This is a genomic window from Croceivirga thetidis (assembly GCF_012272815.1).
In the GTDB taxonomy this organism is placed as follows: domain Bacteria; phylum Bacteroidota; class Bacteroidia; order Flavobacteriales; family Flavobacteriaceae; genus Croceivirga; species Croceivirga thetidis.
Map to the genome: position 1 here is coordinate 1,572,252 of NZ_JAAWWL010000001.1, position 23,391 is coordinate 1,595,642.

22 protein-coding genes are annotated in these 23,391 nt (G+C 39.9%); 14 read left to right on the forward strand and 8 right to left on the reverse strand.

The window, feature by feature from the left end; all coding sequences use genetic code 11:
• Positions 1-55: 55 nt before the first annotated feature.
• From HCU67_RS07080 to HCU67_RS07100, 5 genes are all read left to right on the forward strand, one after another.
• Positions 56-463, forward strand: coding sequence for an HYC_CC_PP family protein (locus HCU67_RS07080; RefSeq protein ID WP_428046917.1), 408 nt, complete (start codon positions 56-58; stop codon positions 461-463).
• Between the two features lie 72 nt (positions 464-535).
• Positions 536-2,779, forward strand: a complete 2,244-nt coding sequence (locus HCU67_RS07085) for a TonB-dependent receptor (protein WP_168551861.1) — start codon at positions 536-538, stop codon at positions 2,777-2,779.
• A gap of 11 nt (positions 2,780-2,790) precedes the next feature.
• Complete coding sequence (locus HCU67_RS07090) at positions 2,791-3,153, forward strand: heavy-metal-associated domain-containing protein (protein WP_168551862.1); 363 nt, start codon at positions 2,791-2,793, stop codon at positions 3,151-3,153.
• Positions 3,153-3,863 (forward strand): heavy-metal-associated domain-containing protein, encoded by a 711-nt coding sequence (locus HCU67_RS07095; RefSeq protein ID WP_168551863.1) that lies wholly within the window; start codon positions 3,153-3,155, stop codon positions 3,861-3,863. Before HCU67_RS07090 ends, HCU67_RS07095 begins: the two co-directional genes overlap by 1 nt.
• A gap of 98 nt (positions 3,864-3,961) precedes the next feature.
• Complete coding sequence (locus tag HCU67_RS07100) at positions 3,962-4,429, forward strand: DUF4844 domain-containing protein (protein WP_210423643.1); 468 nt, start codon at positions 3,962-3,964, stop codon at positions 4,427-4,429.
• Positions 4,430-4,580: 151 nt separating this feature from the next.
• Here HCU67_RS07100 and groL read toward each other — a convergent pair whose 3' ends face one another.
• From groL to miaB, 7 genes are all read right to left on the reverse strand, one after another.
• A complete protein-coding gene (groL, locus tag HCU67_RS07105; RefSeq protein ID WP_168551864.1) occupies positions 4,581-6,212 on the reverse strand; it encodes a chaperonin GroEL in 1,632 nt (543 codons plus the stop codon).
• A gap of 114 nt (positions 6,213-6,326) precedes the next feature.
• Positions 6,327-6,605, reverse strand: a complete 279-nt coding sequence (locus HCU67_RS07110) for a co-chaperone GroES (RefSeq protein WP_168551865.1) — start codon at positions 6,603-6,605, stop codon at positions 6,327-6,329.
• Positions 6,606-6,751: 146 nt separating this feature from the next.
• Positions 6,752-7,120 carry a preprotein translocase subunit SecG gene (gene secG, locus HCU67_RS07115; RefSeq protein WP_168551866.1) on the reverse strand — a complete coding sequence of 123 codons (369 nt, stop codon included), beginning with the start codon at positions 7,118-7,120 and terminating at the stop codon, positions 6,752-6,754.
• Between the two features lie 2 nt (positions 7,121-7,122).
• Positions 7,123-7,926: a hypothetical protein gene (locus HCU67_RS07120; protein ID WP_168551867.1), complete on the reverse strand. Its 804-nt coding sequence runs from the start codon at positions 7,924-7,926 to the stop codon at positions 7,123-7,125.
• A 1-nt stretch (position 7,927) separates the two neighbouring features.
• Positions 7,928-8,443 (reverse strand): LptE family protein, encoded by a 516-nt coding sequence (locus tag HCU67_RS07125; RefSeq protein ID WP_168551868.1) that lies wholly within the window; start codon positions 8,441-8,443, stop codon positions 7,928-7,930.
• Between the two features lie 10 nt (positions 8,444-8,453).
• Positions 8,454-9,728: a sigma-54 interaction domain-containing protein gene (locus HCU67_RS07130; RefSeq protein WP_168551869.1), complete on the reverse strand. Its 1,275-nt coding sequence runs from the start codon at positions 9,726-9,728 to the stop codon at positions 8,454-8,456.
• Positions 9,729-9,764: 36 nt separating this feature from the next.
• Positions 9,765-11,231: a tRNA (N6-isopentenyl adenosine(37)-C2)-methylthiotransferase MiaB gene (gene miaB, locus HCU67_RS07135; RefSeq protein WP_428046924.1), complete on the reverse strand. Its 1,467-nt coding sequence runs from the start codon at positions 11,229-11,231 to the stop codon at positions 9,765-9,767.
• Positions 11,232-11,369: 138 nt separating this feature from the next.
• Between miaB and HCU67_RS07140 the strand changes: the two genes are divergently transcribed.
• The 9 genes from HCU67_RS07140 (at position 11,370) to HCU67_RS07180 (ending at position 22,997) form a co-directional block, all read left to right on the forward strand.
• Positions 11,370-12,614, forward strand: a complete 1,245-nt coding sequence (locus tag HCU67_RS07140; RefSeq protein ID WP_168551871.1) for an LVIVD repeat-containing protein — start codon at positions 11,370-11,372, stop codon at positions 12,612-12,614.
• A 2-nt stretch (positions 12,615-12,616) separates the two neighbouring features.
• Positions 12,617-13,156, forward strand: coding sequence for a BPTI/Kunitz-type proteinase inhibitor domain-containing protein (locus HCU67_RS16605; protein ID WP_246865714.1), 540 nt, complete (start codon positions 12,617-12,619; stop codon positions 13,154-13,156).
• A gap of 141 nt (positions 13,157-13,297) precedes the next feature.
• Positions 13,298-15,787: a type I DNA topoisomerase gene (gene topA, locus HCU67_RS07150; protein WP_168551872.1), complete on the forward strand. Its 2,490-nt coding sequence runs from the start codon at positions 13,298-13,300 to the stop codon at positions 15,785-15,787.
• 60 nt (positions 15,788-15,847) lie between these two features.
• Positions 15,848-17,005, forward strand: a complete 1,158-nt coding sequence (locus tag HCU67_RS07155) for a formimidoylglutamase (RefSeq protein WP_168551873.1) — start codon at positions 15,848-15,850, stop codon at positions 17,003-17,005.
• Positions 17,006-17,124: 119 nt separating this feature from the next.
• Positions 17,125-18,510 (forward strand): T9SS ring complex lipoprotein PorK/GldK, encoded by a 1,386-nt coding sequence (porK, locus tag HCU67_RS07160; protein ID WP_168551874.1) that lies wholly within the window; start codon positions 17,125-17,127, stop codon positions 18,508-18,510.
• Between the two features lie 88 nt (positions 18,511-18,598).
• Positions 18,599-19,249, forward strand: a complete 651-nt coding sequence (gene porL, locus HCU67_RS07165; protein ID WP_168551875.1) for a type IX secretion system motor protein PorL/GldL — start codon at positions 18,599-18,601, stop codon at positions 19,247-19,249.
• 58 nt (positions 19,250-19,307) lie between these two features.
• A complete protein-coding gene (gene porM / locus HCU67_RS07170; protein ID WP_168551876.1) occupies positions 19,308-20,876 on the forward strand; it encodes a type IX secretion system motor protein PorM/GldM in 1,569 nt (522 codons plus the stop codon).
• A gap of 13 nt (positions 20,877-20,889) precedes the next feature.
• Complete coding sequence (gene porN, locus HCU67_RS07175; protein WP_168551877.1) at positions 20,890-21,789, forward strand: type IX secretion system ring subunit PorN/GldN; 900 nt, start codon at positions 20,890-20,892, stop codon at positions 21,787-21,789.
• Between the two features lie 152 nt (positions 21,790-21,941).
• On the forward strand, positions 21,942-22,997 hold the full coding sequence (locus HCU67_RS07180; protein WP_168551878.1) for an NAD(P)/FAD-dependent oxidoreductase: 1,056 nt from the start codon (positions 21,942-21,944) through the stop codon (positions 22,995-22,997).
• Here the strand turns inward: HCU67_RS07180 and HCU67_RS07185 are convergent.
• Positions 22,994-23,377 carry a DUF983 domain-containing protein gene (locus HCU67_RS07185; protein ID WP_168551879.1) on the reverse strand — a complete coding sequence of 128 codons (384 nt, stop codon included), beginning with the start codon at positions 23,375-23,377 and terminating at the stop codon, positions 22,994-22,996. The genes HCU67_RS07180 and HCU67_RS07185 overlap by 4 nt on opposite strands.
• Positions 23,378-23,391 lie beyond the last annotated feature (14 nt).

A 23,391-nucleotide genomic window follows, 5' to 3' on the forward strand; every position in this document is an offset into this window, starting at 1 on the left:
CAAATGAAGTGTTAAAGACCATATTGCGAATCTGATTATAAAGTATCTTTGCATCGTGAAGTCATTGACACACAAAATAGTATCCCCTTTTTTAGCACTACTTGTACTATTATCAACTGTCTCTTGGACTGTAGACAAACACCTTTGCATGGGCCGTGTAATGGATACCTCATTCTTTGTTCCTGCCGAAGACTGTGGAATGGAGATGGCTATGAAGGTGTTGGACAAAAAGGGAGAAAACAACTGTTGTGATGATGAGTCCTTTACTATTGAGGGGCAAGATGACTTAAAACTCAGTTGGGAACAACTTTCCCTAGGGGCACAGGTATTTGTTGTGAGCTTTTTACAATCAAGCTTTCAAATAAATCTTCTTCCCGAGAAAAATTCCGCTCCAGAACAAATACATCCTCCGCCACTGATAGTTGAGGATTTAAACCTTGTTTACGAGGTCTTTTTGATTTGATATAACCCTTCAAATTGGATTCCTGCTTTCGCAGGAATGACAAAAAAGAAGTAGTTATCAAATCTAATTTCAATGAAAACAGTTTACGGTTTACTTATTTCCACAATAATAAGTATCAATTTCATCAGTGCTCAAGATAAAATTGAGGGCATGGTTATGGAAGCCAATTCCGAAGGCAAGCATATTGGCTTGGCAGGAGCTAATGTGTATTGGTTGAATTCGCCCATTGGTACCATAACAAACGAAGACGGTCTCTTTGCTATTCCGTATAGCAAGGAATACAATAAGTTGGTCATCAGTTTTGTTGGTTTTAAAACCGATACCCTGACAATTAAGGAACCGAAGATGGTTCATCATTGGTTGAAGCCTGCCAACGAATTGGATGAGGTCGTGCTAGAGCAGCAACGTGAAGCACTGGAGAAAACCTATTTTAGTTCACAGAATATAGTAACCATCAATAGTGCTGAATTGCTCAAAGCGGCTTGTTGTAATCTCTCGGAAAGCTTTGAAACCAATCCATCTATCGATGTAAATTTCAACGACGCGTTAACGGGTACGAAGCAGATAGAAATGTTAGGATTGACCAGTCCTTATTTGCTGATTACACAAGAGAATATTCCCATGGTCAGGGGAGCATCGCAAACATTTGGTTTGACCTTTACACCAGGTACTTGGGTCGAGAGCATTCAAATCACCAAAGGAGCTGGCAGTGTGGTCAATGGGTATGAGAGTATATCGGGGCAGATAAATGCTGAATTGGTGAAACCTTTGACGGACCAACCCTTGTTCTTAAACCTATATGGCAATCGCAACGGTCGGTTGGAGTTGAATACCCACTTTAATAAAATACTTTCTGACAAATGGAGTACAGGCTTGTATTTTCATACGAATAGGCGTGATATTGAAGTCGATAACAATGGAGATGGCTTTTTGGATGCCCCTTTAGCGAATCAAATCAATATCATGAACCGTTGGCAATTTCAAAATGCTGAAACCGGTTGGGTCAGTTTTATCAACTTTAGATATTTAACTGACGACAAGCAATTAGGGCAAGAGGGTTTTGAGCCCGACCAAGACAGGTTCAGTAACGGAATTTGGGGCAGTGAAATTGATACGCGTAGGTTTGATTCTTCGGTAAAGGTGGGGTATGTTTTTCCAGACCTGCCCTTTCAAAGTATAGGTTTTCAAGCATCGTACAGTACCCATAACCAGGAATCTTATTTTGGTCCAAACCAATACAATATTGACCATCAAAGTGCATACTCAAATTTAATTTTTAATTCGATTATCGGGAATACCCAGCACAAGTTCAAAACTGGACTAACCGTTGCGGTTGACGATTATGATGAATTGGTGAACAATGTGAACTATGCTAGAACTGATGGTTCTTTTGGAGGGTTTTTTGAATACAGCTATACCAACCTTGAAAAGTTGAGTTTAACAGCTGGGCTTCGTTTTGATAGTCATAATCGTTTGGGTGAGTTTATTACCCCACGCCTTCATGTACGGTATACCCCATGGGAACGTGGTAGTCTTCGTGGTTCATTTGGTATAGGGCGCAGGGCTCCTAATTTCTTTGCTGAGAACCAACGTTTGTTTGGCTCTTCAAGACGGATTAATTTGGTGAATTCGGGGGGCAGTATTTATGGTCTTGACCCTGAAAAGGCCACGAATTTTGGCTTAAGTTTTTTACAGGGCTTTGACTTATTTGGTCGACAAGCTGATTTTACTGTGGATTTTTACCGTACTGATTTTGAAAACCAAGTGGTGGTCGATTGGGAGAATCCCAGAGAAGTTACGTTTTCTAATCTAGACGGCGAAAGTTATGCCAATAGTTTGCAGGTGGAATTGAATTTTGAACCATTGGAACGACTTAAAATGCGTTCGGCCTATAAATTCTATGATGTAAAGACCCAATACCAAACTGGGCTATTACAAAAACCTTTATTGGCCCAAAACAGATTCTTCTCCAATGTGGAATATATTACAGAAGCCAAAGAAAATGGCAGCCAATGGAAGTTTGATTATACACTACATGCTGTTGGTGAGCAGCGATTACCAAGTACAGAGGCTAACCCAGGACCTTTACAGCTAGGCGACTTTGTTGATGCTTATGCGCTAATGAATGCGCAGGCTACCCGAGTATTTTCAGACAAGTTTGAGGTATATTTGGGAGGGGAAAATTTGACCAAAGTCACTCAAAATAATCCTGTTTTAGGAGCAAATGATCCTTTTGGACCAAATTTTGATACTACAATAGTATATGCCCCAATTATGGGTCGTATGTTTTATTTAGGATTACGACTAAAAATCTAAGAATTAATAAGATGAAAAAAATAATAGCAATTATATGTATAGCTATGGTGACCAATTTCACTATGGCGCAAAGCAAGAATAAAAAACTAAGTTTTGAAGTTGATGGCGTTTGCCAAATGTGTAAAATGCGTATTGAAAAAGCGGCACTTGACGTTTCTGGTGTAAAGTTTGCCGATTGGAATATTCCATCCCATGAATTGGTATTGGTAATTGATGAGCGCAAGACCAATCCTATGGCCGTTAAAATGGCTTTGGCAGAAGCTGGCCATGACTCCAAAGAATTGAAAGCAACTCAAAAGGCCTATGAAAAAGTTCATGCCTGTTGCCGTTATCGCGACATCGAAGACCATGATGCTATGAAACACCAGCGCTAATGGTCAAAACCTACCAGGTTTCAGGAATGACCTGTATGGGCTGTGTCAGTTCTGTAAAGGAAAAACTGAATTCAATTGAAGGTGTTGAAAAGGTTCAGGTCGATTTGGAGAAGGCTCAAGCTGAAATCAATGCAAATCGACCTCTCTCACTTGCTGAACTTAGAGGTGCTTTGCCATCAAAATATACTATTGAAGAAAACCAAGAGCCTCTTCAGGTATCGGATGCTCCAGTGACCAAAAGCAAACTGCAACAGTTAAAACCCCTGTTCTTGATATTTGCCTACCTTTTTGGGGCAGCCATCTTGTTGAATTACAAGGAGTGGTCAATGCAAGAGGCCATGCTTGATTTTATGGGGCTCTTCTATATCGTATTTAGCTTCTTTAAATTTTTGGATTTAAAGGGTTTTCCCGAGAGTTTTAAAATGTACGACCCATTGGCTAAAGTTCTACCAGCTTATGGTTGGATTTATCCCTTTTTAGAATTGGGTTTGGGATTACTTTTTTTGATGCGGTTTCAAATTCAATTGGCACTGATTGTCACCATAATTATCTTGGGCATCACCACCATCGGGGTAACCAAAACCCTATTAGACAAAAAGAGTATTCGCTGCGCCTGTTTAGGTACCGCCCTAAACCTGCCGATGACAGAGGCAACTTTTATTGAAAATGCGATTATGCTTTTAATGGCGATTGCTATGTTGGTGTTGTAATACCATATTTATATAGATATTCGTGATCTTAACCCTTGTTGCCTTAACATTTATAAAAGCATTATGAAGATTCGTAGATTCGGGAAATTTTACACATAATGGATAAAAACTCCAAAGGAAATAAGAACTGCTTAAGACTAATAGTTCTGTTTTTAACCCTATCCGCCTATGCTCAAAATCCTACAATAATGACAACACCTGAAAATGCTCATGAAAAATTTGTGGAGTTTATGGCTAAGAAAAAGTTCTACGCCGAAAATTATTCCCCAAATATTTCAGATGAAAAACTCAGACCCATTTTAACTCAAAAAATAAATGAGGTCGCATTAGATTTTAAAAAAATCTCAGAATCAAATAATCCTACCAATGAAAAATATCAGGAAGCAATCAGAATAGGACTCTTAAAATTCCCCGAAATGGAACTTGGATATGATTCAGAAGATAGAGAACGTATTCTTCTTTACTTTCAAGAAATAATGGATATTGTTGGTCTTCAAAGTTCAAATGGACAACTGAACAATTTTTATTACGGATTTGACCCTAGTAGTTCGGACAAAAAGAACTAATAAAACATAATCGAGCATTACTGCAATACTTTGTTCTAACCTAAATCCATAGCTTAAAGCCCAACCCAACAAAAAAACGCCCCGATTTATCAGGGCGTTTAAACTATTATCCAAAAACAAGCTAAAATACTCGCTTGTCGGTGCTACCTCCTTACATCATGCCTGGCATTCCGCCACCCCCCATTGGAGGCATAGCAGGAGCGTCTTCTTTAATATCAGTCAAAGCACATTCAGTGGTCAAAATCATACCAGAAACCGAAGCGGCATTTTCCAAAGCAACACGGGTCACTTTCTTAGGATCAATGATACCAGCTTTCATCATTTCTACATAACCATCAGACTTGGCATCGTAACCAAAGTCTCCTTTGCCTTCGTATACTTTAGAAACAACTACAGAACCTTCACCACCAGCATTTTCAACGATGGTACGCAGCGGTGCTTCGATAGCACGTGCTACAATCTGTAGACCTGTGGCTTCGTCATCGTTCTCGGTTTTAACCTTGTCAAGAACTGATTTGGAACGCACCAAGGCAACACCACCACCAGCAACGATACCTTCTTCAACGGCAGCACGGGTAGCATGCAATGCATCGTCAACACGGTCTTTCTTTTCTTTCATTTCAACTTCTGAAGCAGCACCTACATAAAGTACGGCAACACCACCGGCCAATTTGGCCAAACGCTCTTGCAACTTCTCTTTGTCGTAATCAGAAGTTGTCGTTTCTATTTGCGACTTGATTTGGTTTACACGAGCCTTGATATTATCAGCAGCACCAGAACCGTTTACTATTGTCGTGTTGTCTTTATCGATGGTTACGCGCTCAGTAGTACCCAACATATCAATAGTTGCGTTTTCAAGGGTAAAACCTCTTTCTTCAGAGATTACGGTTCCGTTGGTTAAGATGGCAATATCTTCCAACATTGCTTTTCTACGGTCACCAAAACCTGGGGCTTTAACCGCAGCGATCTTTAATGAACCACGTAATTTGTTTACTACCAAAGTAGCCAATGCTTCACCGTCAACGTCTTCAGCAATGATCAATAAAGGCTTGCCAGACTGGGCAACAGGCTCAAGAACCGGAAGTAAATCCTTCATTGAAGAAATCTTCTTGTCGAACAACAAGATGTATGGGCTCTCCAATTCAGCGATCATCTTTTCAGAATCGGTTACGAAGTAAGGTGATAAGTACCCACGGTCAAACTGCATTCCTTCTACAACGTCAACGTAGGTATCGGTTCCTTTGGCTTCTTCAACAGTGATAACGCCTTCTTTACCTACTTTGTCAAATGCTTGGGCGATTAAATCACCGATGGCATCATCGTTATTCGCAGATATAGCGGCAACCTGCTTGATTTTGTCAGAAGAGTCACCCACTTCTTTGGATTGCTTGGCCAAATCGGCAACGATAGCTTCAACAGCCTTGTCGATACCTCTTTTAAGGTCCATTGGGTTTGCACCTGCAGCAACGTTTTTCAACCCTTCTTTAACAATAGCCTGGGCCAATACAGTTGCAGTAGTAGTACCATCACCAGCCAAATCATTGGTTTTAGAAGCGACTTCTTTTACCATTTGCGCACCCATGTTTTCAAGGGCATCTTCTAGTTCAATTTCCTTTGCTACGGTAACCCCATCTTTGGTTACTTGAGGAGCACCGAAAGATTTGCTGATGATTACGTTTCTTCCTTTTGGTCCCAACGTTACTTTTACAGCGTTGGCCAATGCATCAACACCCTTTTTAAGGCCGTCTCTTGCATCGATATCAAATGTTATGTCTTTTGCCATTTTTTAAATTTTTTAAAAAAATTAAAATTCCAATATTCAATTTTCAAATTCCAATAAGGTGGCAGTCGAAATGAATATTTTGGATTTTGTGATTTGTTTATTTGGAATTCGCGATTAAACTATCGCCAAAATATCGCTCTCTCTCATGATGAGGTAATCCACACCATCCAATTTAAGGTCTGTACCGGAGTATTTGCCGTAAAGCACTGAATCACCCACTTTAACGGTCATGTCTTCGTCTTTGGTGCCAGGACCTACGGCAACAACTTTACCCTTTTGTGGTTTTTCTTTGGCCGTATCTGGAATGATGATGCCTGAGGCAGTTGTGGTTTCTGCGGCCATCGGCTCGACAAGTACGCGGTCTGCCAATGGTTTGATATTAACGTTAGCCATTTGTTATGATTTTTAGTTTTATTTTTTCAAATTCTGTTTTCATTTTGGCAGAAATTATGCCATCCCCAAAAAACTGACAGCTTGTAAAACAAAAAATGCCAGCTTGTCATTATAAGCTGGCATTTATAGTATTTTTTGCGCTAGTCTTAGTTTATTGTATCCAAAGGATTGGTAGAATTGTCAGCAGGTACTTCTTCTGGAACTTCCTCCGGAATTGTTTCAGGTACCGATGTTTCAATATCCTCACCATCCAATACTCTTGATTCGGCCTGGCCGAAATTTCCTTTTAATGAAATGTTCGATAACAAGATCAATACAATCAAAAGGGTAGCCAAGGTCCAAGTACTTCTATCTAAAAAGTCACCAGTTTTTTTCACACCACCAACTATTTGGTTGCCACCGCCGCCAAAAGAAGATGACAATCCACCACCTTTAGGGTTTTGCACCATAATGACCAAAACCAACAATAGGCAGACAACTATAATCAGAATCAAAAAGATGGTAAACGTATTCATGTTCAGTCCTTCGCTTTTTGCAGTTTTTTGACCGCTTTAATTTGGTCGGCAAAGAAACTACTTTTTTCTGGATTTTTCAAACGTAATATTTCGTAGGCTTTTATAGCTTTTTTATACTTCTTCTGTTCCAAATAAACGCGGGCCAAGGTTTCGGTCATAACTTCTTCCTTGTCCAGCTTCAATGATTCTTTTATGTTGACTTCCAACTCTTTACCATTATCGTTCTTTGTCGGAACTATTTTCGGATTGCTCTGAATGAACTTATCCAATAAATCGAATTTCTTCTTTTTCGTTTCGGAAGGCTCGGGGCGGTCATCTTCTGTTTTTCGTTCGGTGGTTAGCTGCAGCCATTCTAAAAAGCTATGTTTTTCGCTTAGGTCGAACTCCAAAGGTTTGCCTATCGACAATTGTTCTTCGGCAGTATCCTCGATTTCAACCACTTCATGGTTCACTTCAATCTTAGCCGATTGATCAACTTCAAAGTCTGGGGTAGTCAGTTCCGAACTTATTTGTTCTGCTTCTGGAGGTGTAGCAGTTACAGGAGCTGGAGTTTCAGTTTTCTTATTGAAGCTCTCTGATGTTATGAATTTGAACAAGACCTCGCGGTCAGTAGTGTAGGCGGCTGTACGTTTTAATTCGCTGTTGTACTTATAACTGCCTTGATGTTTCAATCCCTTTAAACGAAGGGCTCGTGCCGCTTGAAAATAGGGGTACTCTTTCAAGAGCTCTCCGAGTTCTTTGGTCGTCTCAGCCGAAAGTCCTTCCTCGGGGTGTTTTAATATGTTCAAAAACTTTGAGACGTTCATCCTACCAATCCGCTAATGAGGCATTAAAAATATCTTGGGTTATCCGTTCAAATAACTCTTCATGGGCTTCGCTCTGAATCGCACTCAAGAGGGTCGTTGCAGGAAAATCATAAAAGAAGGAGAAGCGCTGGTCAAAATCAGCATCCTCCTTGGTTTTATTGAAAAACCTGACTTGTACCGTCATCGTCAATCGGTTTTGTGCAGCGGTCTGCTGGGCCGTTGCTGTCATTGGTGAGACCCGATATTCAATGATTTCACCTTCATAGACCAAGTCAGCATCAGTACTAGCAAGATTCAAGCTTGTAAGGTTAGTAATTTGATCCTGTAGCGCATTGGTAAAATCCCTATCAAGACCTGGTTCAAAAGTGGAGCCCGGATTTTGTGCGGCAAAATTCTCGAAGAAATCCACCTGAAAAGAGGTGGCTGTACCAACATTTCCTCCTGTAAAATTATAGATTCCACAGCTTTGGAAGAACGCCAAAAAACAAATGGCGAATAACCCTACTACTTTTTTCATTTTGCTACCATCATAAATCATACTGCTTAATTTTTCTATATAGTGTTCGTTCTGAAATACCTAGCTCAGCGGCTGCGGCCTTTCGTTTTCCTCGATTTCGTTCCAAAGCCTTTTTAATCAGTTCAATTTCCTTTTCTTGAAGTGATAGCGTCTCTTCTTCTTCAATTTCTTCAGCAAAATGATAGCGATCTTCTGGCTCTGGTCTACTATAGGTTTCTTGTTCTAAAATAGGTTCAGGTAAGTGCAGTACTTCGGCTTCCGAAGCAGGTTGTTTTTCAAACTCTTCTTCCCCATTACCGTAAATTTTACGGATCAGTGTTTCATTTTCTTCTTGAACCTTATTCGTGTCGTTGTTGTTCAACAGCTCTAAGGTCAATTTTTTAAGGTCGTTCAGGTCGCCCTTCATATCAAAAAGCACCTTGTACAAAATCTCTCGTTCGTTGCTAAAGTCACCTTGTGCTTTTTGTGCACCGACAACAGCAGGTAGGTTGGAGGAACTAGCACTGGCCGGGAGGTAAGAGTGCAGTACCGCCGCATTAACAGTACGGTTCTCTTCAAGAACGGATATTTGCTCGGCAATATTCCGTAATTGTCTAATGTTACCTGGCCATCGGAATTTTAAAAGCAAATCGATGGCATCGTCGGTTAGCCTGATTGTGGGCATTTTGTATTTCTGACCGAAGTCTGAAGCAAATTTTCGAAATAACAAGTGAATGTCATTCTGCCGTTCGCGCAAGGGTGGGATATTGATTTCAACAGTGCTTAAACGATAGTAGAGGTCCTCTCGAAACTTTTCGTTCTTGATGGCCTCGAACATTTTGATGTTCGTGGCGGCGACAATTCGAACATCGGTTTTTTGAACTTGTGAAGAACCTACTTTTAAAAATTCTCCATTCTCCAAAACTCGAAGCAACCTAACTTGGGTGGTTAATGGTAGTTCGCCAACTTCATCCAAAAAAATGGTACCGCCATCGGCTACTTCAAAATAACCACTTCTAGTTTGGGTCGCTCCAGTAAAGGCTCCTTTTTCATGACCGAACAATTCACTGTCTATGGTCCCTTCTGGTATGGCCCCGCAGTTGACCGCAATATATTTTGCATGCTTTCTGTGCGATAATGAATGTATTATTTTGGGTATCGATTCTTTACCTACACCACTTTCACCTGTTACCAGTACTGAAATGTCGGTAGGGGCAACTTGCATGGCCTTGCCCAATGCACGATTGAATTTTTCATCATTACCGATGAGCTCAAATCGTTGTTTTATTGCCTGTACGTTCTCCATTTACACTTTTTATCATTCCCACTGAGGTGGGAATCTCTAATTGTTCTCACTGTAACCAACCGCTTCACCAAGCAGTGTGGCAGAAGTACAATCATTTATTTTAACATTCACGAATTCACCCACTTTATAGTTTTCCTTTGGAAATACCACGACAGTGTTCTGTGAGTTTCTACCCATCCAATGGGCGTCAGATTTTTTCGATGTCCCTTCAATCAGTACTTCTTCCGTTTTTCCAACATGCTGTTTGGTGCGATAAAGGCCATGTTCTTGCTGCAAAGCTATAATCTCGCGTAACCTTCTTTTTTTCGTTTCCTCAGGAATGTCGTCTTCTAGCTTGCGTGCGGCCAAGGTACCTGGTCTTTCAGAATAAGCGAACATAAAACCAAAGTCATATTTCACATATTCCATTAACGAAAGTGTGTCTTGATGGTCTTCTTCGGTTTCTGTTGGAAATCCTGCGATCATGTCTTGACTAATGGCACAATCAGGAATGATTCTTTTGATATTGTCAATCAACTCAAAATACTCCTCACGGGTATGTAAGCGATTCATAGCCTTTAAAATGCGGTTGCTACCACTTTGTACCGGTAGGTGTATATAATTGCAGATGTTATTGTATTTGGCCATGGTTTCAATAACATCCAAAGTCATGTCTTGAGGATTGGATGTTGAAAATCGAATACGCATTTTTGGTTGTGCCTTCGCAACCAATTGCAATAGTCTGGCAAAATTTACAGCAGTTGCTTTCTGCATGTCTGAGGCCTTTTCAAAGTCTTTTTTGAGTCCACCTCCATACCAGAGATAACTATCCACGTTTTGGCCCAACAAGGTGATTTCTTTAAAACCACGTTCCCACAAATCATTCACTTCTTCCAATATCGATTTTGGGTCACGACTCCGCTCTCTACCGCGTGTAAAGGGTACCACGCAAAAGGTGCACATATTATCGCATCCCCTTGTTATGGACACAAATGCTGTAACACCGTTTGAGTTCAATCGAACCGGGGCCACATCGCCATAAGTCTCATCTTTTGAAAGAATAACATTGACTGCATTTCTACCTTCATCAATTTCTTGAATTAGGTTAGGAAGGTCCTTGTAGGCATCTGGACCTACGACCATGTCTACAATTTGCTCTTCCTCTAGGAATTTACTTTTCAATCGTTCAGCCATACAGCCCAATACGCCGACTTTGACATTGGGATTCTCTTTTTTCAAGCGATTGAAATGAACCAGTCGATTGCGTACGGTTTGTTCCGCTTTTTCTCGAATAGAACAGGTATTCACCAAAACCAAATCTGCCTCTTCAAGTTTTTGAGTAGTATCAAAACCTTCTTTGGCCAAAATGGAAGCTACAATTTCGCTATCTGAAAAATTCATTTGACAGCCGTAGCTTTCAATAAAAAGCTTGCGGGTGTTTCCTGCCTTTGCATGTAGTTCCAAAGAGGAACCCTGCATGCTTTCATCCATCATTTTTTCTGTAGTCGTGCTCTGAGACATCATTCGTTAATTGCGAGGGCAAAGATAATCCTTCCTAAAGGTTTATGACAAATTGACAGGAAAATTTTAAGAATCGAACACGCAACTTTGTTTAACGAAAGTCCTCTTTAAGACAAACTTCCATCAATTAAATTAAACAAAATGAAAAAGTATGCCCCAATTTTAGTGTTTGCCTTATTCTTCGTCTTCACCTCTTGTAATGACGACAATGAACCTGAAGGCGAGTTTGCCGACTTCTTGGTCGCAAGACCATTGGTCATGACTCAGGAAGAATTTGAAAACAGTGTTGATATTATTACCCCACAACCAATTGAGGAGTCGGGCAAAATCTATGCCTATCAAGACTACATCTTTATCAATGATAAGTTCAAGGGGGTACATGTTATCGACAATTCCAATCCTGCAAGTCCACAAAAGTTATCCTTCATTACCATAGCTGGTAATGTTGATATTTCAATAAAAGACAATTTCTTGTATGCCGATAGTTTAACCGATTTGGTGATCCTAGATATTTCCGATATCAATAGTATTCAATTGGTAGACCGCTTGGAAGATGTATTACGGGAAAACGTGATTTGGCCTGCCGCTGATATTTTTGAATGGGAAGAAATTGACTATGAAACCGAAGTTTTGGTCGGTTGGGAAGTGGTTTCCGAGCGAAGACGAATAGATGAGGTACAAAGGGATGATATTTTGGTTGATTTTGCCGAAGCAGCCAATGATGCTGGTGGTGATACCGGTCAAGGAGGTTCCTTGGCGCGATTCAAAATCGTGGATAATTATTTATATGCTGTCGATAGTCATAATATCAACATCTTTGATATTTCCAATCTAGACGCACCTGTAGTGCAAGATCCTGTGTTTGCAGGTTTTGATATTGAAACCATCTTTAATAGAGGAGAGCATTTGTTTTTGGGTAGTATGCGCGGAATGTACATTTATAATATAGCCAATCCTGCGACTCCGACATTTGTTTCCGAATTTCAGCACGGAACTGCCTGTGACCCCGTTGTGGTAGATGAGAATTATGCGTATGTCACCTTAAGAGGCGGAAACTTTTGTGGAGCCACCGAAAGTGGTCTTTACATTGTAGATATTACTGATTTGACAAATCCAGAGCTTGTGGTGATTTATCCGATGGATGAACCTTACGGACTTGGTATTAAAGATGACAAACTCTTTGTGTGTGACGGAAGTTCAGGATTAAAGGTTTATGATAAAAGTGAAGTTCCTGATTTACCGCAATTGAGTCATTTTGAAGACATTGTTACATTCGATGTGATTCCTATGGAAGATCAATTGTTGATGGTGGGTGACGGTACCTTATACCAATATGAGTACTTGGAAACTGAGATTCGATTGATTAGTAGTTTAAGCCTGAATTAATAATGAAAGAACTACAGGTTTTTATAGCATGTGTGCTTTTCATGTCATTGGGGTTATTTTCTTGTTCGTCCGATGATGAAGGTACAGCAGCACTTCAAGAGCAGCTAAGAGCACTGGAGCTGCTTTCAGAAAGTGTGCTTTGTGAAGATATTTCAGAATGGCGCATCGCTGGATTAGGTGCCAAAGCTTGTGGTGGACCATCTGGGTACATTGCCTATTCAACCCAAATAGATACCGTAGACTTTTTAAGCCGTCTGCAACAATATAATGATGCGGTTCGGGAGAGAATAGAAAGGGAGGGTCTGATTTCAGATTGTATGGTGGTCACACCGCCGTCACAAATTCAATGTCAGGATGGAAAAGCAGTTCTAATATACAGTCCTTGTGAATTGGAACCTGAACCAGGACCTTGTTTCGCGGCCATCCGCCGGTTTTATTTTGATGAGGTTGATCAGGAGTGTAAAGAGTTTATCTGGGGTGGTTGCGGAGGAACCGTTCCATTTGAAACCTTAGATGAATGCTTGTTGTGTGAAGGTCGTTGAGCATACAACGAAAGGAAAAAAATCTCCCCAAAAATCGAATAAGGTATCCCGTTTTTCAACGGGATATTTTTTTGAATGCACCGCAATCACAAAACTTCAAATTAAAAAATCCTCTACATTTGTTACCTCAAAACCAATCGAATGCCCAAGAATCTTGTCATCGTTGAGTCGCCCGCAAAGGCAAAAACCATAGAAAAATTTTTAGGAAAAGATTTTCAGGTGGAGTCCAGTTTCGGACATATTGCCGATTTGCCATCCAAAGAATTGGGCGTTGATGTAGAAAATAATTTTGAGCCAAAATATATTGTAGATAAAGACAAGAAACCCTTGGTCAAAAAACTGAAAGATTTGGCCAATAAGGCCGAAACCATTTGGTTGGCCAGTGATGAAGACCGTGAGGGAGAAGCCATTTCATGGCACTTAGCCGAAGAGCTGGGATTGAACAATAAAAATACGAAACGCATTGTCTTCAATTCAATCACAAAGTCTGCAATTCAAAAGGCAATCGAGAATCCTCGAGACATCAACTATAACTTGGTCAATGCGCAACAAGCAAGAAGGGTGTTGGATAGATTGGTTGGTTATCAACTTTCACCGGTCTTGTGGAAAAAGATTAAACCAGGACTTTCTGCTGGTCGCGTGCAGTCCGTTGCAGTGCGACTTATTGTAGAACGTGAACGTGAAATAGAAGCTTTTGATCCTGAAGCTTCCTATAGGATTAGGGCAGAATTCAAAACAATAAAAGGTGAGGCTTTTTCGGCAAAACTGAACAAAACCTTCCCAACAAAAGAAAAGGCTGAAGATTTTTTACAATCCAATATTGGAGCTGATTTTTCCATTGCCAATCTTGATAAGAAGCCAGCAAAGAAATCGCCCGCAGCACCTTTTACCACATCAACTTTGCAGCAAGAGGCTTCTAGGAAGCTGTACTTTAATGTATCGAGAACCATGCAAGTGGCGCAGCGATTATACGAAGCAGGTCTAATAACCTACATGCGAACCGATAGTGTCAACCTATCGAATGAGGCGATTAATGCTGCCAAAGAAGCTATAGTCTCAAACTACGGCGAAAAGTACAGTAAGGTTAGAAACTATACAGGTAAATCTAAGGGGGCACAAGAAGCTCATGAAGCGATTCGACCAACAAATATGGCTATGCAAAGCCCTAACCTAGAGCGAGATCAGGCTAAATTATATGAGCTAATTTGGAAAAGAACCTTGGCTTCTCAAATGAGTGACGCTGAATTAGAACGCACCAATGTTAAGATTCAGGCTTCTTCGCACAAAGAACTATTCTCTGCCAATGGTGAGATGATAAAATTCGATGGTTTTCTAAAAGTCTATCTAGAAGGGGTTGACGAAGAAGACAGAGCAGAAGAGCAAGATGGGCTGCTGCCAGAGATGAAAGTTGGTGACGCCTTGACAAATAGTTTCATTACTGCTACAGAACGCTTTACAAGGCCGCCGTATCGGTATACAGAGGCCTCCTTGGTTAAAAAATTAGAAGAGTTGGGTATAGGCCGTCCCTCAACATATGCACCGACGATTTCAACTATTCAGAATCGTGGCTATGTTGAAAAAGGCAGTTCTGAAGGTACCGAGCGCAAGTATCTACAATTGGAATTGAAAAGTGGTTCAATCAATTCAACCACCCTTACTGAAACTGTAGGTTCTGAAAAAGGAAAGTTGGTTGCCACGGATATTGGTATGGTGGTCAATGATTTCTTAGTTGAACATTTCACCAACATTCTTGATTACAATTTTACGGCCAAAGTTGAAGAAGATTTCGATGAAATTGCCACCGGTGACGAAGATTGGCAAAAGGTAATGAAGGAATTCTACAAAGACTTTCATCCTACGGTGAAAGATGTAGAAGAGAATGCCGAACGTGCCAGTGGCGAACGTGTTTTGGGTATGGACCCAAAAACAGGAAGACAAGTATCCGCAAGATTGGGTAGGTTCGGTCCAATGGTGCAAATAGGAACTTCTGAAGAAGAAGAAAAACCACAATTTGCAAGCTTATTGCCAGAACAGTCAATCAATACCATAACCTTTGAAGAGGCCATGGCACTATTTGAGCTTCCTAGAAAGCTTGGGGTTTATGAAGGTGAAGAAGTTGAGGCAAATGTAGGGCGCTATGGACCTTATGTTCGGTTCGGTAAAAAGTTCATTTCATTGGCAAAAGGTGAGAGTGCTTTTGATGTAGATATGGATAGGGCCATTGAACTTATCAAAGAAAAGCAAAAGGCAGATGCACCCATTGCAGCTTATGAAGGAAAAGATGTGACCAAAGGTGTTGGTCGATTTGGGCCTTTTTTAAAGTGGGATGGAATGTTCATCAATGTGAATAAGAAATACGATTTTGACAATCTTTCCCAAGCTGATATTGAAGAATTGATTGAAGCCAAAAAGAAAAAGGAAGCGGAAAAAGTAGTTCAAGAATGGGCCGATGAAGGAATTAGGATTGAAAAGGCCCGTTGGGGACGACACAACATTATTCAAGGAAAAATAAAAGTTGAAATTTCAAAAGATGTTGATGCCGTCACCCTTTCGTTAGACGAAGCGAAAGCGTTATTGGAACAAAAGGCGCCTAAAAGAAAAACTAGAAAGAAGACAAAAGCTAAAAAATAGAATTGAACTTTTTTATTGAAAGATTAAAAAGTTTATTCACCCCCAAACATTCTTAAGTTTATGGCATTTGATTTTTTGGTCCCTGTAAAGGACAAGGTCCTTGCGTTTACCGAGTTTCTACCTCCGCAAGCCATCGGTAAAAGTATCCACATTCATACCGAGAAAAAAGGAATGCCAGTATTCGCTAATGCTACTGTTGCAATCTTTGGGGTATTGGAATCTCGAAACGCTTTTGAAAAAAAGCCCAATAAGCTCGATGTTGATGGTATACGTTTAGAGTTATACAAGCTTATGCTTGGAAATTGGGATGTTACCATGTTGGATCTCGGTGATATCGAACCTGGGGAGACGGTTGAAGATACTTACTTTGTCGTCAAGGAGGTCGCTGCGGGTCTTCTTGAAGAAGGAATCATACCTATAATAATAGGTGCTACCCAAGATATTACCTTTTCATCATATCGCGCTTTTGATCAGATAAAATCAATGGTCAATATTGTGGCAATTGATAGTCGTTTTGACTTTGGTGAAGATGACGAGTTGATTTCTTCCCACTCTTATATGAGTAAAATAATTACTGAAAAACCGAACAACCTTTTCAATTTTTCCAACATAGGCTATCAAAGTTATTTCAATGCCCAAGAGGAAATAGATTTAATGGAGCGCTTGTTTTTTGATGCGTATCGTTTGGGTCAAATCGCCAATGACCTTGCCTTGGCCGAACCCGTTTTACGTAATGCTGATTTGGTTAGTTTGGATGTTAGGGCAATTCGCGCCAATGAAATGGGAATGACAAAGAATTTTTCACCCAACGGCTTTTCCGGTCGTGAAATTTGCACCTTAGCCCGATATGCAGGTTTGAGCGATCAAGTTGCGCTATTTGGTATTTACGAAATCGAAAATTCAAATCTTTCGTTTCAATTGGTTGCCCAGATAATCTGGTACTTTATTGAAGGACTAAGCTTCAGGGTTAAAGAATCTCCAGATATTAAAAACGAAGACTTTTCAAAATTTACCATACCGACCGATACTGAAGAACTGGTTTTTTTTAAGAGCCATATTACCGAACGTTGGTGGGTTGAGGTTCCTGCAATACTTCCTGAGAATAATAAATCAAAATCAGTATCGTTATTACCATGCACTGAACAGGACTATTTAGATGCTTGCAACCAAAATATTCCTGAACGGTGGTACAAAGCCTACAAAAAAGGATTTAATTAATCGCTTTTTTTAACAGGAACAATTTCCATAGGCACAATATTATAATCAAAATTCAGTTTTAGGATAGTGAAAATGTATTGCTCTAATAAAATTCTTAAACCGAATTTATAACCTAAAGTATGAGAAAACTATTGTTATCATCCTTAGTACTTGGTTTCTTAGTAGCCAGTTGTGGATCTAAATCGAGATCTAAAGGTGAGTTAGTTGGTGTTCAAGGGAAGAAATGGTATCCCGAAAAACCTTATGGAATGGAACTTATTCCTAGAGGTTCATTTATCATGGGTAAATCAGAAGAAGACCAAGGAAAACTTTTGAACGCACCTACCAGAACCGTAACTGTTCGTTCCTTTTATATGGACGACACTGAAATAACCAACAGTGAGTATAGACAGTTCGTTGAGTGGGTAAAAGACTCAGTAACTAGAACCAAGTTGGCAATTTTAGCTGACAATTTAGGTTTGGGTCCAGAAGATGAGGATTCCATTGGTGAATTTGCTTTTCAAAGTGCAGATACTACCGATCTTTCCGTTTGGGAAAAATATAAAATAGATAATTACCTAGGTTTTGGGGACGACCCTTACGAAAAAGAAAAGTTGAACAAGAATATTGACCTGGTCTGGGAGACCGATGAGTATGTAGATGAGTATTATGCCGAAATCATGGATTCCTTATACCTGTCTGAAGAAGAGACTTACAATGGTCAACGTACTATCGATGTAAAACAATTGAAATACAAGTACAACTGGATGGATATTGAGGCAGCTGCAAGATCAAAATCGGGCAAGCGAAGTGATTTCATACGTTCAGAACAGCTGGAAATTTATCCTGATACTACTGTTTGGATTCGTGATTTTGAATATTCATACAATGAGCCCATGCACAACGACTATTTCTGGCATGATGCTTACAGCGATTATCCTGTAGTTGGGGTAACCTGGAGGCAGGCCAAAGCCTTTTGTCATTGGAGAACCAAGTTCAAAAATGACGATCAGAAAAGCCGTGGAAAGCAATTCGTAAACCAGTTTCGTTTACCTACCGAAGCTGAATGGGAATATGCTGCTCGCGGTGGAATTGAAGGAGGGACTTACCCTTGGGGTGGACCTTACGTAATCAGTGATACCGGATGTTTCATGGCGAACTTTAAACCGCAACGTGGTGACTATGCTGCTGACGCTGCGTTATACACAGTCGAAGCAAAGTCTTATGAGCCAAACGATTACAACCTGTATAACATGGCTGGGAATGTGTCTGAATGGACAAACTCAAGCTATGATCCTGGAGCGTATGAATTCGTTTCGACCATGAACCCAAATGCTGGGACAGGTCAGAACCAAAGAAAAGTAATTCGTGGTGGATCATGGAAAGATGTTGCTTATTTCTTGCAGGTAAGTACACGTGATTATGAATATCAAGACTCGGCGAGATCCTATATAGGGTTTAGAACCGTACAAGATTATATGGGCGAAGAAGATTCAGAACAACAACGAAGAAGAAGCTCACGATAATAGAACACAAACAAACGAGAAGAGAATGGGAACGCTACCAAACCTTGTAACCAAATTCTTATTATATACTTAATTTAAAACTAAAATTATGGCACAGTCAAAATCAACGAAAAAGCTGTTCAACATGGCCTATGGCCTAGGAGCGTCGGTAGTAATTATCGGTGCATTATTTAAAATCCTTCACTGGGAGTTCGGTCCATTAACAGGTGGTTTACTTCTTGCGGTTGGTCTTATTACCGAAGCATTAATTTTTGCAATCTCTGCCTTTGAACCGGTAGATGATGAATACGATTGGTCTTTGGTATACCCTGAATTGGCAAACGGACAATCGAAAGGAAACAAAAATGATGTTGAGCAAGCTAAAGAAGCTGAAGGCTTACTTTCAAGAAAATTGGATGATTTATTGCAAGAGGCAAACATTGATTCTCAGTTGTTCGAAAGCCTTGGTGAAAGCATCAAAAGTTTCGAAGGTGCTGCTAAGAACATTGCACCAACTACAGATGCAATTCAACACACTAAAAAATACTCTGAAGAGTTGTCACACGCCGCTGCCCAAATGGAGTCTTTGAACAGCTTGTACAAAGTACAGTTGGAAAGCGCAAGCCGTCAAGCTTCCATCAACGAAGAAGTAGTGCAAAATGCAGGTGCATTGAAAGAACAAATGGAGTCTTTAGCTACTAACCTTTCTTCTTTGAATGGTGTATACGGTGGTATGTTAACTGCAATGGGCGGGAAATAATTGGAATGCTAATTAAAACCAATCCCAAATCATTAATTATTAATTCTAATTAAAAAACATGGCAGGAGGAAAACAAACCCCACGTCAGAAGATGATCAACTTGATGTATTTGATCTTCATCGCGATGTTGGCCTTAAATATGAGCAAAGAGGTTCTTGCAGCTTTCGGTCTTATGAACGAAAAGTTGGAGACTTCCAATGCTAAAATGACAGAAAATAACTTGGCTTTCTTCGAAGGGCTTGAAACCAAAGCTTCAGAAAACGCTGAGGAATACGGAAAGCTATTCGCAAATGCGCAAAAAGTATCAGAGCTTTCCAACGAATACTACCAGTACTTGGAAGAATTGAAGACTGGTATGACTGCAGACTTGGAAGATCCCAAGGATTATGTTGTAATGGATAAGTCAGACTTTTTAGATCAAAAATTCTTTCAAGGTGATAATTTAAAACCTGAAGGTCAGAAGTTCTTAGACATGATCAACAATTACCGTGAAGGTGTTGCTAAAGCATTGCCTGAAGAAATGAAGGAAGTTAAAGCTGCGGTTGAAACACGTTTTGCTACAGGTGATAAAGATGGTAAAGTTGAAAAAAGAGACGGAACTCGTCAAGACTGGATTAACTATCACTACGAAGGATTTCCTTTGGTAGCTTCTTTAACTAAGATTACGCAACTTCAATCAGACATTAAAACTACTGAACAAGACGTTTTAAAAAGTCTATTGGAAGGTAACTTGACAGCTGCTGTTTCTCTTGAAAACTTCAAAGCGAAACTATTTGCGAGTAAGTCTGCCTTTTACAGTGGTGAGAAGTATGATGGTAAGCTTGTAGTAAGTAAGACTGACAAAACATCTACGCCGGTTAAAGCAGATTTAACGCTGGACGGAAGAAAATTGGTAGAAGGTCAAGACTTTAAATTAGAAGCTGGCGGAATTCAGTTATTGATTGGTGCAGGTGCTCCTGGTGACCATAAAGTGACTGGAACAATGTTCTTCATGCAAGATGGTAAAGAAGTTCCTGTAGAAGTGGAAGATTCTTTTGCAACGATTTCAAAGCCAAATGCAGCAGTAATAGCTGCTGACAAAATGAATGTTGTTTATCGTGGTGTATCAAACCCAATGACTATTTCAATCCCTGGTATTCCTGACAATAAGGTAACTGCTTCAGCCCCTGGTTTGAGCAAAAGAAGCGGTAGCCAATATGTTATGAATCCTGGTACAGGAAGAACGGTTACGATTAATGCTTCAGGTATTTTACCTGATGGTCAAAGAATCAATACGCCTGCGACTTTTCGTATTAAAGATATTCCAAGACCTAGCGGTGCCGTTCGTGGTGAGGCAGGTAGCCTAAAAATGCCTAGAAAGAACTTAGAGATTTCTACGGTTAGCGCTATGTTGGAAGACTTTGATTTTGATCTTAACCTTGGTGTTAGCGGATTCAAATTCAAAGTTCCAGGTCAGCCTACTGTAACGGTTAATGGAAACAAATTGAACGCACAGGCCAAATCAGCATTGAAAAGAGCTAGAAGAGGTGATGCTGTTCAGATATTTGATATTAAAGCGTATATCAGCAATAACAGAAGCTACAAACTGAAAAAGGTGTCGCCTGTTGTAGTTGAATTGACAAACTAAAGCGATAATGAAAATGAATTGGAAAAACGTAATTTTAGTTGTAGCCCTAGGTTTTCTTCCGATTACCCTAATGGCTCAGGCAAACATTCTAAATGCCAAATTGCCTGAAGACATTGGTAAGAAGACAGAAGCGCAAATGGAGGCAGATAATGACAAACCATTGGATTATGGTTACGTCGATGACCGAGACATTCTTTGGTCAAAAACTGTCTGGGAGGTCGTTGACTTGGATGAGCGTGTAAACTTTCCGTTGTATTACCCAACTGATACCATTGGTATCGGTGCAGACAGAAGGTCTTTGTTTCATGTATTGATGAAAGCCTTTAAAAGTGATAAAATAGACGTTTACACAGACTCATACTTCACTGAAAAGCGAAAGTATAGTGAGTTAACTGCAACCTTGAGCAAGGTCGATACCACAGACCTTGGTTACGAGCAATTAAATGCTGGGGAGCAAATTTCTCCGGAATTTATCAACCAACGCGATTTGACCGCCGCCGATATTGAAGAATACCGTGTTAAAGGAATATGGTATTTTGATAAAAGGCAAGGCGAACTAAAGTATCGTTTGCTGGGTATTGCTCCCGTTGCTCCTGATGTAAACTTTATTGATGACGAATCAATGGATCCAGGTGAAAACAAGGTGGCCTTATTTTGGGTGTGGTACCCAAGTGCCAGGGAAATACTGCACAAAGCCAAGGTTTTCAACCAGCGTAATTCAGCACAGCCAATTTCGTTCGATATGTTGTTGAACGCTCGTAGATTTAATGGTACCATATACAAAGAAGATAATGTACATGGCGATCGTAAAATTGATGATTACGTTTTTGACAATGCCCTTTTCCAGTTATTGGAAGCCAATCGTATAAAAGAAACGATTCGTGATAGGGAACAAGATATGTGGGCCTATTAGACCACGATAATTTTCCAATTCAATAGAATAACGTCCCGAGCAATCGGGACGTTTTTTTTTAAACATATTGAAATTACAGTCAATTTGTTCTCCAATCAAAACCCTAGTATCATAAAAATGAAAATTAGTAAATGCTTACTTACTTTTGACCAATGACAGATTATCTCATAGTCGGATTGGGATTGGCTGGGATTTCTTTTTGTGAGCAACTCGAATCCAATGGAAAATCCTTTTATGTAGTTGCGGATGATTCTCAGCAAGCCTCATTGGTTGCCGGAGGTCTCTACAACCCTGTTATTCTCAAGCGATTTACAATGGCTTGGAAGGCCCATGAACAAATGGGTTTGGTAGATGATTTTTATACCAAACTCGAAAGTAAGTTGGGGACAAAACTGGATTATAAAGTACCTGTTCTTCGTCGCTTTGCTTCTATAGAAGAGCAAAATATGTGGTTTGAGGCCGCTGATAAACCGGTTTTGAACAAATATCTATCCACAGATTTAAAAGTAAACCACAACCCGGAAATAAACGCACCATTTGGCTATGGTGAGGTTCTTTACACGGGTCGAATCGATACTAAATTACTACAGTCTAAGTATCAGGAGTTCCTTGAAAAAAACGAGAGGTTTTCAAAATCAAGTTTCGATTTTGAATCACTTGAGATAAATGAAGATAGCTTTAGATACCAATCGAGAACTTATAAAAAGATTGTTTTTGCAGATGGTTTTGGATTAAAGTCGAATCCTTTTTTTAATTACCTTCCTTTGAATGGAACCAAAGGAGAGTTGCTTACCATACGTGCACCCAAACTTACAGAATTGAATGTCATTAAGTCTTCCGTTTTTATTATTCCTCTAGGAGATGACTTATACCGCATTGGTGCTACCTACAAATGGAAGGATAAGACCAATGAACCTACCGAGGCTTCTAAAAATGAACTACTGGAAAAACTAGAAACCTTTCTCAAAAGTGATTACGAAGTTGTGAAACATGTGGCCGGTGTTCGGCCAACTGTAGCTGATAGAAGGCCTTTATTGGGCGAACACCCAACACAAAAGAGTTTATACACGCTAAACGGGTTTGGTTCAAGGGGAGTGTTGATAGCACCTTATGCCTCAGACTACCTGTACAATTTCATTGAAAAGGGAGCTCAATTACCTTCAGAAATAAACATTGAAAGATTTAAGTCAGCTTACAAAAAGGCTTAAGCAGTCGCCGCTTTAGAATCGTATTTTATAAAAAGGTTGATCCAAATATTACGAGACAGTCGAATGATTATCGGTAAGAGCACAACCAAGGTTATGATAATTGCGATAAAACTATTTTTTAAACTTGTTTCTATAATCAGATAGCAGGTAACAAAAACGGCAATCGCAAAAGCAACCCCTACACCATAACTCACGTACATTGCCCCATAAAAGAAAGAAGGTTCAATTTTATATCTGGTATTACAATGTGAACAGCGCTCATGCATTTTAAAAAGCTGTGAAAACAAATAAGGATTCTTATGAACGTACATACTCTCATTATGGCACTTAGGGCAAGTTCCTGTTAAAATGCTGTAGAGTTTAGAGCCTTTTTTTAACATTTGCAGCTATTTTG

Bases quoted from the DNA above. Each gene is read 5' to 3' on its own strand.
- HCU67_RS07085 (WP_168551861.1), top strand. From the start codon at position 536: ATGAAAACAGTTTACGGTTTACTTATTTCCACAATAATAAGTATCAAT.
- HCU67_RS07090 (WP_168551862.1), top strand. From the start codon at position 2,791: ATGAAAAAAATAATAGCAATTATATGTATAGCTATGGTGACCAATTTC.
- HCU67_RS07095 (WP_168551863.1), top strand. From the start codon at position 3,153: ATGGTCAAAACCTACCAGGTTTCAGGAATGACCTGTATGGGCTGTGTC.
- HCU67_RS07100 (WP_210423643.1), top strand. From the start codon at position 3,962: ATGGATAAAAACTCCAAAGGAAATAAGAACTGCTTAAGACTAATAGTT.
- groL (WP_168551864.1), bottom strand. From the start codon at position 6,212: ATGGCAAAAGACATAACATTTGATATCGATGCAAGAGACGGCCTTAAA.
- HCU67_RS07110 (WP_168551865.1), bottom strand. From the start codon at position 6,605: ATGGCTAACGTTAATATCAAACCATTGGCAGACCGCGTACTTGTCGAG.
- secG (WP_168551866.1), bottom strand. From the start codon at position 7,120: ATGAATACGTTTACCATCTTTTTGATTCTGATTATAGTTGTCTGCCTA.
- HCU67_RS07120 (WP_168551867.1), bottom strand. From the start codon at position 7,926: ATGAACGTCTCAAAGTTTTTGAACATATTAAAACACCCCGAGGAAGGA.
- HCU67_RS07125 (WP_168551868.1), bottom strand. From the start codon at position 8,443: ATGAAAAAAGTAGTAGGGTTATTCGCCATTTGTTTTTTGGCGTTCTTC.
- HCU67_RS07130 (WP_168551869.1), bottom strand. From the start codon at position 9,728: ATGGAGAACGTACAGGCAATAAAACAACGATTTGAGCTCATCGGTAAT.
- miaB (WP_428046924.1), bottom strand. From the start codon at position 11,231: ATGATGTCTCAGAGCACGACTACAGAAAAAATGATGGATGAAAGCATG.
- HCU67_RS07140 (WP_168551871.1), top strand. From the start codon at position 11,370: ATGAAAAAGTATGCCCCAATTTTAGTGTTTGCCTTATTCTTCGTCTTC.
- HCU67_RS16605 (WP_246865714.1), top strand. From the start codon at position 12,617: ATGAAAGAACTACAGGTTTTTATAGCATGTGTGCTTTTCATGTCATTG.
- topA (WP_168551872.1), top strand. From the start codon at position 13,298: ATGCCCAAGAATCTTGTCATCGTTGAGTCGCCCGCAAAGGCAAAAACC.
- HCU67_RS07155 (WP_168551873.1), top strand. From the start codon at position 15,848: ATGGCATTTGATTTTTTGGTCCCTGTAAAGGACAAGGTCCTTGCGTTT.
- porK (WP_168551874.1), top strand. From the start codon at position 17,125: ATGAGAAAACTATTGTTATCATCCTTAGTACTTGGTTTCTTAGTAGCC.
- porL (WP_168551875.1), top strand. From the start codon at position 18,599: ATGGCACAGTCAAAATCAACGAAAAAGCTGTTCAACATGGCCTATGGC.
- porM (WP_168551876.1), top strand. From the start codon at position 19,308: ATGGCAGGAGGAAAACAAACCCCACGTCAGAAGATGATCAACTTGATG.
- porN (WP_168551877.1), top strand. From the start codon at position 20,890: ATGAATTGGAAAAACGTAATTTTAGTTGTAGCCCTAGGTTTTCTTCCG.
- HCU67_RS07180 (WP_168551878.1), top strand. From the start codon at position 21,942: ATGACAGATTATCTCATAGTCGGATTGGGATTGGCTGGGATTTCTTTT.
- HCU67_RS07185 (WP_168551879.1), bottom strand. From the start codon at position 23,377: ATGTTAAAAAAAGGCTCTAAACTCTACAGCATTTTAACAGGAACTTGC.